Origin of the sequence: Adonisia turfae CCMR0081 (assembly GCF_011009555.1) — a bacterium.
Taxonomy (GTDB): Bacteria; Cyanobacteriota; Cyanobacteriia; order Phormidesmidales; family Phormidesmidaceae; genus Leptothoe; species Leptothoe turfae.
On the sequence record NZ_QXHD01000004.1, the window covers coordinates 4,314,500 to 4,329,165 of the forward strand.

Sequence of the window (14,666 nt, forward strand, 5' to 3'; positions counted from 1 at the left end):
CTACATCATGCTTTGCTTGTTTGCGGTGATGCCCTGGCTGATTGTTCGGAAAGAACAATAGTCTTAGTGTCTGTCGATACTAAAAATCGATTTACCTATCTTTCCTACTGAGTTTCACGAAATTCCTCAGGAGTTGTGCCAGTTGCTGTGTGAAAAGCTCGAGTGAAGGAACTCGGATTATCGTATCCAATCAAGGTAGCAATATGCTTGCAGGTTAGATCAGACTGACGTAGATAATGTTTGGCAAGGGCCATCCGTATTTGGGATACGATGGTCTTAAAGGTTGTTCCTTTATCTTGTAAACGCCGCCGTAGAGTACGCGGACTAACTTCTAATTTCTTAGCGACGCTCACTGCTGAGCATTGCCCCATGGGCAATAGTTCAACCAAGGTTGCTTTGACCTGCTCTAAGAAAGAATTAGAGTACTCTGGTGTGCCTAAAGGTTCGGTTAATTGCGCCTGGGCAAACTTCCACATTTTGGTTTTGGTCAGGGCAGCCGTTCGGTGATTGATTGAGATGGGAGTATTTTGAGTGGCAGGTTGTATAGGGACATCGCTTTCTAGCAGTACCCCATCCCAGATAGTTGCTCCTTGTCTGTTAGATTCAGGACGAGCAGCTAGTCTTATCCATTTGACTTCCCCTGAGGGTAAAACAAAGCGCCCCATCCATAATAGGGGAGTTAATGTCTCAGCAGATTGGTTAATGGCTGCTTTGACTCCGGCAATATCATCGTCGTGAATCATGCCCAGTAGGCAATTTGCATTGGTCATGATGGCAGTGGCTGACAGCTGGCATAGCTCATAGCAGGTGATGCTGATATAGAGAAAACTGAGAACACCATCTGTTTCTTGACATAACTGGAAGACCACACCGGGCATTTGAGTAGAGAGAGTTTGGTAATGGTGCTCCATGGCTTGACGTGCAATCTCGTTTTGTTTGCGCGTTTGAATATCAATCCAGATACCAACCATGCCAGTTATTTGACCTTCTGTATCACGGATTGGATTTTTGATGACTTCGTACCAACGGGGAGGACTATTAATCAATATAATCTCGATTTCAGTCACTTTTGGTTGACCAGTCACGGTCACTTCTAGGGCATCCGCTTGGAACTTTTCTGTTAGTGATTTTGGCAGCCAATCGGTGTAATGTTGGCCGACCATACCTGGTAAAGTACCTTGACCAAAGGTTTGGACAAAGGCTGGATTAGCCGCTAAAATATGGCCGCTGAGATCCTGAAGCCATGCCATATGGGGAATATTGGCCAAGAGTGTGGTGAAATACGTCTGCTCGGTTCGTAACGTTTGGGTAACTTGACGGAGATGCGTGTTTTCAAAGGCAATGGCAGATTGGGCACATAAAAACGACAGAATAAGCTGATCTCGTTTGGTGAAAATATTGGCAACATGGCGATGTTCAAGATAAAGGACACCAAGAACCGTTTCACCTTTCAGGATAGGAGCACAAAAAGCACTCTGAGGTCGATGGTCAAGTAGATAGTGATCGACGACGGCCAGAGGACTTTGGCTGTCTATAGCCACCACAGTTTTAGTATTTTTAGTCCAATGGATTAGATGGTTAGGATACTCCATGGGAGTTATTAAGGCCGTAGAAGATTGTTCAGCACTATCTGTTCTGTTGTGAGGGATATGGCTGCCTTGAACAATCCATTGCTCATGGGTGTTGAAGTAGGCAATCATGCAGGTTTGAGCACCTGAGCTAACTAAGGCAATTTGGATCAGTTGTCGAATCAGTTCATTGATGTCGGTATGCTGAGCCAGAGCCTGGGCTGATTGCATAATTGGAATAAAGTCCACAGAGTTGAGTTCCCAATCACCGGATGATTGATCAGTACCCTTGGTCGAGTTGTTGTGTGTGGCAGGGAAAACGATAGAAACAATCTCCGTTGAATGGTTTTGAAGAATTGGTCCCAATAACTTGGGGTAGCGCTGCTCTAACTTATCTGTTTTGGCCGTAGCTCCCCAGCGTCTGTAGCAGGTATAGGCTTCTTGTATATAGCCTACTGCAACTTTTTCTTTACCCCAATCAATATAAAATTTTGCCGCTAGTTCGTTAGCTAATGCCTCTTCCTGAAGGTATTTGTTCTTTTTCGCGTTGCCAATGGCACGATCATATTGCTCCATTGCTACTAATAATTGGCGATCATGCTTTGCTAGCTCTGCTTCTATCAGATCGCACTTATGTTGATAATTTTCGGGGGCATGGATGGCCCAGCGTTTTAATTTTTCAAGGCACTCACTAATATTCTGACGTTCAGACTGTTGTTTAGAAGATTCAAGGTTTTCCAAACGAGCAATCCGTGCTAGTGAAGAATAAAACATTTCGACTGGAATAAAAAATGTTCCAGCCACCCCACCACTGTGGTCTCGTGCCCGCTGTCCATTTTCAACAGCCTGGTCAAAGTCTTCAAACAGATAACTTAAAAAGCTTTTAACAAAATAAGCAACGAATACTGTAGTTAATTGTTTTTGCTCAATTAGTATGGGGAGACGTTGCTCCTCATTATAAGTGGGGCCATCTAATGTGGTCGTGGTTTCACTGTTCCCCAATAAATTAAGGATTCCCTGGAGCCAGGGTGCTAAGTAGTCAATATGAAAGTTTTGCTTGAGCTTATGAATAATCGAGATTTTTTGCTCAACCTCATCGCGTACCTGTGTCAGAGGTGCGCCAGTTAAAAACAGGTACTGACCATATTCAGCAGCACCATAACTGGCAAACTCTAAATCTCCTGTTTCTAACCCCCGCTGTAATCCTTTAAGGTGGACAGGAAGAGATTTCTCAATATGTTCCTTCCAAAGAATCACACAGCTGGCATATAAAACTAATACTTTAGACTCTAATTCACGGGCATCAAAGTGATTGAGTAAATCAACGGATAATCGGCCAAATTCATAGCCTTCGCTAATATTGCCTAGGGTTTCACATAGCAGAGTGCCATACCAGACATAGCCAAAGGCAGAAGCCGCACAGTTTCCATGTTGTAGGGACAGATCCACCATAGTAAAGGTGATTCTCTTAAAATCATCAGGGCTGACGGCCCACGCAGGTGTAATGATGTGGGCCATAATAGTCATGGCAGACAATTTGTATGGATCGTTCATGGCTGGGACATCAATCAGCCCTGCAACATTAGCAACAGAATCAGGCTTATGGTGACGAAGAGGGATATTTAAAAGCTTGAGAACATCCAGACCGATCTCTAATGCCCGATGTTGATCTCCATAGCCAATCCACACTCGAATTTTTATTTCATAGACTTTGATGCGATCAAGCAAATTTTGTGTTTTAAGAAGAATTTCGTCAGCAAGGGGTTCTACCACATCAAAGTTGGTATTCAAGTACTCTAACTCTAATGCCTCAATAAAAGTCTCCAAAGTAGCTTGATAGTCATGTTGCCAACTATCTGGAGCACACAGTTGGCGGGCAATGGTCAAATAGCCAAGGGCAGCACTATAGGCTGTGGATGCTTTAGCTTTACGGCCTGCCTGTAAGTTTAGCTGAGCCAACTGTGTGCGATCTGCTTGCGTGGTCAAAAGATCACGACCCATATTAAGCTGGCCAACGATCGTAAAAATGGTCTCCTCTTGATCACTGGGAGACATTTTCTTTAAAAGTAGCTGTCCAATCTTAAGATGAATTGCTTGTTTATCAGTTTGCGGAATCAGAGCATAGGCGGCTTGTTGAACCCGATCGTGTAGAAAGTGGTAGTCAACTGTAATATCTTTAAGGCTGGCAACACCTCTATCAGCTCTTTGGAAAAACTTATAGATTTCAGTTTCTGGGATGATCAGCCCTGCTCGTAAACTCTTCCATAAATTTGCCGCCACCTCCCCCTGACGGATCTCGCAAATAATAGCCAATGTTTCAAGATCAAAGCGATTGCCAATACAAGCTGCCAACTTTAAAGTTTCCTGGGTTGCAGCGGGTAATTTCTGCAGACGCTTCACCATAAAGTCCACCACATCATCGGCTAGCTCAACCTGTTGCATGTGTGTCAGGTTATATTGCCAGCTATCCGTTGCTGCATCAAACTGTATGCAGCCTTCCTCATAGAGACCTTGCAAAAATTGAAGGGTAAAAAATGGATTCCCCTGGGTAATGGGATAGAGCCTTTGTGATAACTGAGTTACGGTGTTTGCAGAACACCGTAACGTATCTGCAACTAAGTGGGTAACATCTTTGGCTGTTAAGGGTGCCAGTGTTAATGTCCTGAGGCTGGCCTGTTGCTTTTGAAGTTGTTCCAGTGTCAACATTAGAGGGTGTTCTGGAAACACCTCATTATCTCGGTAGGCACCCAAAATCAATAAACAATCTGCGTCTGACTGAGTGAGCAATAGCTCCAGTAGCCTTAAGGAGGCTGAGTCCACCCACTGTAAATCATCTAGAAAAATGACTAGAGGATGATCTTGGGTGGTAAAGATACCAACAAATTTGCTGAAAAGTAAATTAAAGCGGTTTTGAGCCGCGCTGCCAGACAGTTGAGAAACCCTAGATTGGGGGCCAATAACATACTCTAACTCAGGGATGACGTCGATTAAAACCTGCCCATTTTCTCCAACGACTTCCAGGATTTTTGTTTTCCATGCAGCCAGAGCCGTATCTGATTCTCCCAATAACTGGCCCATTAAGTTGCGAAAGGCTTGGACAAAGGCGGAGAATGGCAGACCATGGTTAAATTGGTCGAATTTGCCTTGGATAAAATAGCCTCTCTGGCGAGTAATGGGTTTATGGATTTCACTAATAACGGCTGTTTTACCAATGCCAGAAAAACCAGCGACTAATATTAGTTCTACACTCCCCGCTATGATTCGGTCAAATGCATCTAGCAGTTTTTTTGCCTCTGTGTCGCGTCCATAGAGATGCTGGGGCGGTAAGATGCGATCGCACCTATCTCGTTGTCCCAGCTCAAAGTCAGTAATCGTGCCGGTCTCTTGCCACTGACATAGACACTGCTCCAAGTCATACTTCAACCCCAGGCCACTCTGATAACGATCCTCTGCATTTTTGGCCATTAACTTGAGCACAATGTCAGAGACAACCGTCGGTATCCTTTGAATATCAATGGGTTGACCGGAGTCGACACCCAGAATCTCAACCGGTGGAGTAGGTGGCTGAGCCAAATGACAATAAATCAACCCTAAGGAGTCAGAGGCCCAAAAAGGTTGCTGCCCTGTTAGCAACTGATACAGCGTCACCCCCAAACTATAGAAATCCACACGATAATCAATCCCACGATTCATGCGCCCCGTTTGCTCTGGAGCCATGTAGGCCAATGTCCCTTCTAAGTGCTTGGGGGCACACAGCTCTTGAACTTCCTTGGGCAGCAACGATGCCAATCCAAAGTCAATGAGTTGAATCTGTAAGGTATCTGGATGAATCAGAATATTAGCCGGTTTAATATCCTTGTGAATAATGCGCTTTTCTCCCAAATAATGGAGCACCTCGGCCATCTGAATGCCAATAGTTAACACCTCAGCCAGGGGCAAGCCAGCTTGAACATTATTCTCTAGATAATCTTTAAGAGAACAGCGATCGTCAGCAAGCATAACCAAAGCTAGGCCATTTTGATAGGGCAGCAAGGCTTCGATCTGATGAATTCCTGGATGTTGCAGCTGCCGAGTGACTAAGTATTGATTACGAAACCGGACAAGTTCTTTAAGGTTAGGCTCCGAATTATGAAATAACTTTAGGATGACTATTTGCTGATCAGCCTGACGTATGGCCCGATAGATCAGAGTTCGTTTGCTACTGTAGAGGTTTTCAATAATTTCGTAGCCAGGTATCCGAATAGAGGTGTCTACGATCGTTTGATGTAGCTTACGAGTCATCTAATAAACATTAACGTTGAATGCACTTATATGTTTGCCTAACGTTTGTATCGTTTCAGGGCAATTTTCGAAATCATTCGTAGCTGGCCACAAGCGAAAAAGTATCCTTTGACCAATTGCCCTTCAATCAGAGCTTCCAGGCTAGTGACGAATAATACTCTGACCAAGTTCCTGCCCAAAACACTGATTGAACTTGGCCAATTTTGCATAGATAATGGCCTCTTCTGTCAATGACATATTAGATATCAACTAGATACTCTGATACTTAATGTCTAGATGTATAGAATTTCTCGATGGGGATAAATGCATCTTGGTCATGAAAGCGATTGTGGGTGCAATCTTCAAGGTATAAATAGACCCCCTAACAAGCGATCACATCGAAATAGATATCAAAATTGCCCAGCTTAAATTTATACCTTTCATTTATGCAGAAGGTTAATTGAAATTCTTGTTCTCTAGAAATATGAATCTTTTAGTGAGTCGATTATCAAAACACTGGTTGTTCACTAGTTTATTAACAGTTACGTTCTTACTAGTTATATCGACTCAATCATTTGCCCAAGAATCTACTAGTCGAATCCCAACGAACATAGAGCTTTTCTCTGCGGTCAACACTGCTTGGATGGTGATTGCAGCGTTACTCGTCTTCTTTATGAATGCTGGGTTTGCCATGCTTGAAGCAGGAATTTGTCGAACTGAAAACTCGACTAATGTTCTAGCTAAGAATTTAATCGTATTTTGTGTGGCAGCAAGTGCATTTTTCCTGTTTGGCTTTCGCTTTATGTTTGGCGATAGTGAAAATTCTCTCTTTGGACAAGTTGGTTTTTTTGTGAATTTCATCTTTCCATCCAAGGAAAATTTAAATCCTTTTCCACAAGGTTTTGAATATATCAGAAGCTTTTGGGAAAACAGGTCGTTTGCAGCAATTTTCTTTTTCCAATTATCTTTTGCTGGCACTGTAGCAACGATTGTGTCTGGGGCCGTTGCAGAAAGAATTAAATTTTGGGGCTTTATCCTCTTTAGTTTTGTTCTTGTTGGTTTTATTTATCCGCTAGTGGGTTACTGGGTATGGGGAGAAAGTGGTTGGATCGCAAATGTGCTTAACTTCCATGATTTCGCTGGTGCAACCGTAATTCATGCAGTTGGAGGAACAGCTGCATTAGTCGGTGCTTGGGTCTTAGGGCCAAGGGATGGACGGTTTGGATATGATGCAGAGCAAGAAACCTTCCTTTTTGAGAGAGATACTGAAAGATTTGAGCCCTGCAATACAGGGTTTACTACGTTAGGGTGTTTAATTTTGTGGCTTGGTTGGTTTGGCTTTAATGGTGGTTCAACACGCTTTTTAGACTATGTTCCCCATGTCATTACCACAACGATGTTTTCTGCCACTGCTGGAGGTTTAGCCATTCTATTTTATAGTCCTCTGGTAACGGGCTATAAAGTAAAACTCTCATCTATTATAAATGGCTTGCTAGGAGGATTAGTCAGTATTACAGCTTCGTCTGCTTATGTAGATGTTCTAGGCGCATGCATCATTGGAGCCGTCGGCGGTATCCTGGTGCTGATTGGTGAGGGCTTACTTGAAAAAAAACTGTTACGCATTGATGATCCAGTCAGTGCTGTGCCTGTTCATCTCTTCTGTGGTATCTGGGGGACGATAGCAGTGGGGATTTTTGCACAAAGTTTCTCCCGTGAATTTAGTAGTGTTTATCCTGTTACTCAGCAATTTCTTTACCAAGCTTTGGGGTGTAGCTGTGTAGTGGTCGTTACTTTCCTATTGAGTTTAATAGCCTGGGTGCTGATAGGGTTATCTCTTTACGCGTTAAATTTAAATGAAAGCGGCTACATTCAAAATACTAGTAATAATGTGGGTATTTTCACAGCGGCTAGAAGAGGATTAAGGGTAACGCTGGAAGATGAAAAAGCGGGAAGTGATGCCACCATAATTATGTGAGTAGACCTTAATCATGCGTAAACAAGATATAAAAAGGGATGCTTCTGGCTCCTCAATGACGTGGTCAACAGCCGCTTTCATGATATCGGCACTTGGTGTTGTTGCCTATTTTATGTTTAAAACTTCGTCTCAACCTGTCATAAGCGAGTTGCCTGTAATTACAGAAAATTATTGTCAAGATGATTTTGAGAGCAATGAGATAATTGTGGAAGAATTGTTAAGACTTAAGACGCAGATCGAGGAGAAATGGACTAACTTTTGTCAGAATAAATTGGATGGTGCCCTTTATGACACGGCGATTATTAAAGCAACAGAGGGTAAATTTAGCACCTCCTTTATTCGACTCTGTAAAATTCCAGAAGGAAGTGGATCAGAGTATTTTAAAGAGGCTCAATTTCTATTTAGTCTCTGGGAACAAAATCGTAACACGTCCGGTAAACCCCAAGAAATTAGGCCTTTACTAGAAAGCTTTTTTCAAAATCAGCAAGATCCTCGCAAAAACTGTCCTGCTGCTAGAGAAGTACTTGAAAAATTGTAGTCTCATCGTGGACTAATGATGACTTGCCGCGACGTAGTCATGCTTTATGCCGCTGCAACCACGGCTTCTCCTGATATCGCCGCGACTACTTCTTCTGCTAATCCAAAAGAGAGGGTCATGCCTGCCCCACTCAAAGCATTAATAATTGTAACTCCAGTTTCTGGACAGAGAACTAATTCTGTTTTGCCCGGTAATTTAGCATAAACGCCATGCCAGGTTGCAGCCATATCTAGCGAGGGAGCTTGGAAAAAACTTTTTAGATAGTCCAGAATATATTGGTTCAAGTGAGCCCGATTAAAAGGATCTGGGTTATCGCCATACTCATGGGAATCGCCAATAACCAATTCTCCCAATGCATTTTGTGAAACCATGACATGAATGCCCCACTGAGGAAAATAAGGGGTTTCTTGCTCAATGCGAGCTTTTAATGCAGCCAAAGAGGGGCAGTTGGCAAAAGCAGCATAATGGGTCAGTGTTAACCCACCACACAAGGGTACGCCGATACTAAAGCCATCTGGCTGAGGGGTAGTACGCATCATTTGGAGCTTGACTTTCGTAATGGAGCTATCACGATAAAGTTCAGGATAAAGGGTTTCAAAATCAGCTCCACTACATACAAAGATTTGTTCAGCCTGCCAACGCTTGCCATCTGCCAATAAATATGGAGATGCAATGTCAGTGACAACAGTACCAAAGTGAAACTCTACGCCATAGGTACGGGATAAGTAATTAGGTAATTTACGAATCGCTTCTCGAGGATCAACGATTACTTCAGTGTCACTCCAAAGGGCACCTAGTAATCCCTCTGTTCTAACTGCACGGCTTTTCTGATTAACTGCAGCAGCAGCTAAGAGGGCAACAGTATTGGTATATTGTTGCCGCTCAGCGATAAATTCTTCTAATACCGCCAGTTCATCGGGGCGATACGCCAGGTGTAAAGACCCACAGGGATTGGCATGAAACCCAGCTGCTGCTGATAGCTCTAGCCAAATTTTGCGCGATCGCAACGCCCGATCCAGCAACGTCCCACCAGGCTGACCAATCGGCCATACCATCCCAAAGTTGCGGATAGAAGCACCAACACACTGAAGGTTTCGCTCAAAAACAACAACACGTTTACCTTGTTTCGCAGCAGCCAACCCATGGGCAAGCCCAACAATCCCAGCGCCTACAATGGCTACATCAACCCTGCGTTCTACGTTTGCCATAGTTGTTATACTCCCTGTTCGTGAGATGGATTTTATTTCTAGAAACGTCAGATAATGCAGCTAGACCTTCGCAATTTTGTCTTGCGATTGCTGATTTAGGGGATGCACCGGTCTAGAGCGATTGCTATTGGACGGTGTCTCACAATTAAAGCCATCCCGAGGATCAGCAATGCCTTTGTCCTTTAATGCTGATAGCGAATCCAAAAGACCGTGATTTGGATATAGCTCTAACTGTTCACGGCTATGGGTGCCATTAGTGACACCTAACGACCAACGACAGTGGGCATTGATACCGGCCTCTAGATCTGATGGCGTATCACCAACGACAACGACCGCCTGAGGATCCTTAATACCCAACAAATACATAGCTTTTTGAATCATGTAGGGAGCTGGTCTACCCTCATTGCCATAAATTTCCGATGGGGTTACGGATACCTGTATAACACTATCCGTAGTCCCTACGTAGTTTTTATCAAGACCACGATCCCAGCCCAAACGCTCCAGAATAATATCTGTCACCTGGCGATAGAAACCTGTATTTAGCGCCACTTGGATATCTTGAGACTTCAGCCAATCAAAGACATCCAAACATCCTGCCGTTGGTAAGACTGGCTGAGTCCTGTAATGGTTTTCAAGTATGTGCTTAAACGCTTGATATGAGGTTTCTACCCGATGTAAATAATGGGGATGATCCCCCCCAATTTGTTGTTGCCAGAGAGTCTCAAACACTAACCGTTTGGACCAGCCCATCATGGCCGTGATTTTTTTAGGATCTGCCTTCAACCCTGTTGCATCAGCTGCCTCAAAAAAACAACGCTGCACCTCGTTATGATCCTGAACGGTAGTACCAGCCATATCAAATACAACTAACTGGATTCTAGACATCCTTGACACCCCCTAATGTAAAGATCACTCAAAAAACAACACATCTAGATGTCTAGACATCTAGATCTTACTCCATATGGGAAAATTGACAATAATGGTTGCTAACTATATTTTGGTGCACATAGTTTATGACATCAGTTATGGCTGAAATCTCTATTTAGCAGCAGTTATGTGCTCAGTAAATGGCTGAATGCATTCAGTCGTTTACTATAAATTTCAGTATTTAGCTTGCTATACTGTTACGATTGAGCGAATAAGCACTTTGGCCACTGTGTGTTGACAATGTTTCAATCAGCGCTGCCCCGCTATGTGCAAATTGCCAACGATTTACGCCACGATATTCAGCAAGGTGTGTATCAAACTGGTGATAGGTTGCCGAGTCAACAGCAGTTAGGCATTCGCTTTGGAGTCAATCGACATACTGTGCGTCAGGCTGTCGACCTACTAAAAGAGGAAGGATTGCTCCGGGTAGATAAAGGTCTGGGGGTCTTTGTTGCAGACGCGCCCATTAACTATCCCATTGGTAAGCGTGTTCGTTATAACAACTCACTCCAGGCCCAGGGCCGTTCGTCTCGACAAAAAGTACTTCAGCTCACTGAAACCGTGGCGACCGGCAAGGTAGCTGAATATTTAGCCCTTGACCTGGGAGATGTTGTCGTTCAATACGAAACGACGGGGTGGGCAGATGACAAACCGCTAAATGTGTCAACGAGTTATTTTGCGATCGCATCCTGTCCTAATATTGCCGAGAAATTGTCTGAGTTCGCATCAATTTCCAAGCTTATGCATGACGTTTATGGATTTGACCACATTCGTCGTCGCACGTTTATCTCGTCTCGTCCGGTCAAGCCTCAAGATGCCAAACTCCTAAAAATTGCCAAAAATCAGTCGATTCTGCTGGTACAGTCCATTAACGAAAACCAGTACGGCACAGCCATTGAGTACACAATCACACGATTCCGGGCCGATAGTATCGAGCTGGTGATTGATTCTTGAATACTCCAGGCCGATAGTGCCGAGTTACTGAGTGATGCCTGAGTACTCCGGGCCAATAAGTATAAAGTTGCTGATTGATTCCTGAAGACCTCTTTTGCCCCTGGTTGAGCAAGGCTAACTAACAATCAATGTCAAAAAGGTATCGAACCCAATTTTTGGGAAGCTTAACCCTGCCTTAACGATTTATCAAAGTAAGCTCAATATCATTCAACTTGTCTAGACAACTAGCCACCCATGGATATCTGGTCCATAACGTCTAGTCAATCGTCATACTGCTACGGTTCAGCTCGAGTTCTCCATCCCGTTATACATGCTGTATTTCCCTGTTTAATCGCACTCTGGGTCTGTTGAACTCGCATCGTTTGTTAATTCAGCTCAGCAAGTATTTTCTCTTCCCGTCTGCTCGGCGTTCTATCTTTTAGTTCCCCAAATAGGAATGTCACTTATGCTTTCAAGAAAACGGTTTCTAAGTCTTTGTTCCACGTCCCTAGCCAGTTTAATGGTCGCCATTGCGGTCAGCGGATGTGTTGTCAAAGAGGATACAAACACTAGCGGTGCCAATACATCGGGTGCGGCAGCCGTTGATACCGCCAGTGCAACAGCAGGTTCGATTACTGTTTACACTGCCATCGAAGATGACCAGATTGAAGGCTACCTAGCTGGGTTTAAGTCTGCCTATCCGGATATCGACGTCAACATTGTGCGTGATTCGACAGGAATTGTTACGGCTAAACTCTTGGCGGAACAAGATAATCCTCAAGCTGATGTTGTCTGGGGATTAGCCGCGTCCAGCCTGGTACTGGCTGATCAAAAAGGACTGTTAGAACCCTATGCCCCGGCAGGGTTGGAAAAAGTTGAGGCGCGATTTCGGGATCCTCAAAATCCTCCCCGCTGGATTGGCATTGATGCCTGGATTTCTGCATTTTGTGTGAATACCGTAGAAGTAGAGGCTAAGGGATTGCCCATACCCGAGTCCTGGGAAGATTTAACCGATCCAGTGTACAAAGGTCATCTGGTAATGCCAAATCCAGCATCGTCGGGGACAGGCTTTTTGTCGGTGTCTTCGTTGCTTCAGCTCAAGGGTGAAGAGGGTGGCTGGCAGTATCTGGATGGGTTGCATGACAATATTGCTCAGTACACTCACTCAGGTTCCAAGCCCTGCAAACTAGCAGGGGCAGGTGAATATCCCATTGGTATTTCCTTTGGCTATCGGGCGGTTAAGCAAAAGAATGATGGAGAACCCATCGAACCCGTCTTTCCACAAGAAGGGTCTGGCTGGGAAATGGAAGCCAATGCTCTGATTAAGAAAGACAACATTAAGCCTGCAGCTAAAACCTTTTTAGATTGGGCCATTACTCCTGAAATTTCTGAGAAGTATGCGAAAAGCTATGCAATCACGGCGGTGAAAACAGATGTTCCGGTACCCGCTGGTTTCCCTGCCGATCCCATTGCTCAACTGGCCGAAAATGACTTTAATTGGGCGGCTGAGAATCGCGATCGCATCCTAGAAGAATGGACCAATCGCTACGACGGCAAGTCTGAGCCTAAAGAATAAATCCATCCCCCAGCTAGCTAGGAATTACGACAATGCATTCTCCTAATGAGCCTAAGGTTTCGTCCCAATCCATCCCTTCGGTTGACTCTGACCCGTTAGTTCAACGGCACGGTACCGTTGTCACAACAGAAAGGCAGGCCGAGCCCTATTTGCGTATCGAAAACGCCTATAAACAGTTTGGTTCCTTTGTTGCCCTCAAAGCCATTTACCTAGACGTTTATCCAGGTGAACTAGTCTGTCTCCTGGGACCTAGTGGTTGTGGTAAATCCACACTGCTGCGTATTATTTCTGGCCTTGATCCCCAAACCAGTGGACGCGTTATCCAAAATGGGAAAGATGTTTCAGCACTCCCTCCTTATCAACGAGACTTTGGAATCGTATTTCAATCCTATGCCCTATTTCCTAACCTGACCGCAGCCCAAAATATTGCCTACGGTTTAGAAAACGCAGGTCACCCAAAAGAACAAGTTACAGCCCGAGTTACAGAGCTTTTAGACAAAGTAGGTTTAGGCCAAATTGGTCATAAATATCCAGCTCAAATGTCCGGTGGACAACAACAGCGGGTGGCCTTAGCACGGGCCTTAGCACTCTCCCCTGGATTATTGCTGCTGGATGAACCCCTTTCTGCCTTGGATGCTAAAGTGCGTGTGAAACTGCGTAGCGAAATTGCCCGTATACAAAGGGAGTTGAATATCACCACAGTGATGGTGACCCATGACCAACAAGAAGCCATGGCCATGGCCGACCGTGTGGTGGTAATGAACAACGGTTACCTGGCCCAGGTGGGAACTGCTTACGAGATTTACCAACAACCCAATTCTCCGTTCGTAGCTGACTTTATTGGTACGATGAACTTTCTTCCAGGACAGGTCATCTCCACTGATCAAGTTCAATGTGGAGAGTTATATTTACAGACCCCCAGAAATGATGTACCGACCAATCAAGCAGTCACCCTGGCAATTCGTCCTGAAGATGTTCAAGTCTTGGGAAAGCATGCTCCAGTAGGTCTTGCAAATGTTCTTTCAACCGTAGTTACAGGTCTAGAATTTTTAGGGTCTAGCTATCAACTATCCCTGATGCCAATAGATGTGGTGACTCAGTCCGGCACAGAGGCAGCCTCACCAATGCTGGTGGAAATCACCACTACAGAGGCTCTGAGATTTGACTTGGGCCTGCAATCTCAGCTGGTGATTCAATTCCCCCCAGAATCTATTCGTGTATTTGCAGCAGAAAACTAATCGATTCAGAAAGTAACACTTTTACGACAACAAGACAGTAAAGGTTTTTGAAATCATGACTGTTTCTCCATCCTTACCGCCACCAGCTGCCTCGACCGCTGGTAATAAGCCCATTAAACAAGTGATTACCCGAGAAGACTGGATCATGCGGGGCGCACTGATCTTGGCTGTTATTTGGCTCACCGTGGGTGTGATCTTACCTTTGTTCCCTATGGTGTTGCGGAGTTTACAAGACACCGATGGTGCCTGGGTGGGCTTTGATAATTATCTAAAATACCTGACAACGCCTTCTCTGCTGGCCTCTTTTGGTAACAGTTTATATGTGGCATTTCTGACCACCCTGGTTTCCGTTAGCCTGGCCTTTGTATATGCCTATGCCCTGACCCGTACCGCCATGCCTGGTAAAGGTGTCTTTCGACTATTGAGTCTGTTACCCCTTTACA

The 14,666-nt window shown here is 44.5% G+C and carries 8 protein-coding genes and 1 pseudogene; 6 read left to right on the forward strand and 3 right to left on the reverse strand.

What is annotated here, in order from left to right; translation table 11 throughout:
• Nucleotides 1–104: 104 nt before the first annotated feature.
• Nucleotides 105–5,849, reverse strand: a complete 5,745-nt coding sequence (locus tag DXZ20_RS22635; protein WP_163700911.1) for an AAA family ATPase — start codon at nt 5,847–5,849, stop codon at nt 105–107.
• A 463-nt stretch (nt 5,850–6,312) separates the two neighbouring features.
• Here DXZ20_RS22635 and DXZ20_RS22640 point away from each other — a divergent pair, with 463 nt between their 5' ends.
• Nucleotides 6,313–7,803 carry an ammonium transporter gene (locus tag DXZ20_RS22640; protein ID WP_163700916.1) on the forward strand — a complete coding sequence of 497 codons (1,491 nt, stop codon included), beginning with the start codon at nt 6,313–6,315 and terminating at the stop codon, nt 7,801–7,803.
• A 13-nt stretch (nt 7,804–7,816) separates the two neighbouring features.
• Nucleotides 7,817–8,341, forward strand: a complete 525-nt coding sequence (locus tag DXZ20_RS22645; RefSeq protein WP_163664913.1) for a hypothetical protein — start codon at nt 7,817–7,819, stop codon at nt 8,339–8,341.
• 44 nt (nt 8,342–8,385) lie between these two features.
• Here DXZ20_RS22645 and DXZ20_RS22650 read toward each other — a convergent pair whose 3' ends face one another.
• Nucleotides 8,386–9,549 carry a TIGR03364 family FAD-dependent oxidoreductase gene (locus tag DXZ20_RS22650; RefSeq protein ID WP_163700919.1) on the reverse strand — a complete coding sequence of 388 codons (1,164 nt, stop codon included), beginning with the start codon at nt 9,547–9,549 and terminating at the stop codon, nt 8,386–8,388.
• A gap of 60 nt (nt 9,550–9,609) precedes the next feature.
• A complete protein-coding gene (locus DXZ20_RS22655) occupies nt 9,610–10,434 on the reverse strand; it encodes an HAD family hydrolase (protein WP_163700922.1) in 825 nt (274 codons plus the stop codon).
• Nucleotides 10,435–10,716: 282 nt separating this feature from the next.
• On the opposite strand from DXZ20_RS22655, the gene phnF reads away from it, so the two are divergent.
• The 4 genes and pseudogenes from phnF to DXZ20_RS22675 form a co-directional block, all read left to right on the forward strand.
• Nucleotides 10,717–11,430, forward strand: coding sequence for a phosphonate metabolism transcriptional regulator PhnF (gene phnF, locus DXZ20_RS22660; protein WP_163664908.1), 714 nt, complete (start codon nt 10,717–10,719; stop codon nt 11,428–11,430).
• 445 nt (nt 11,431–11,875) lie between these two features.
• Complete coding sequence (locus tag DXZ20_RS22665; RefSeq protein ID WP_250565881.1) at nt 11,876–12,985, forward strand: putative 2-aminoethylphosphonate ABC transporter substrate-binding protein; 1,110 nt, start codon at nt 11,876–11,878, stop codon at nt 12,983–12,985.
• A gap of 32 nt (nt 12,986–13,017) precedes the next feature.
• Nucleotides 13,018–14,223, forward strand: coding sequence for a putative 2-aminoethylphosphonate ABC transporter ATP-binding protein (locus DXZ20_RS22670; protein ID WP_163664907.1), 1,206 nt, complete (start codon nt 13,018–13,020; stop codon nt 14,221–14,223).
• 55 nt (nt 14,224–14,278) lie between these two features.
• A pseudogene (locus tag DXZ20_RS22675) lies at nt 14,279–14,666 on the forward strand (putative 2-aminoethylphosphonate ABC transporter permease subunit); the annotation flags it as partial.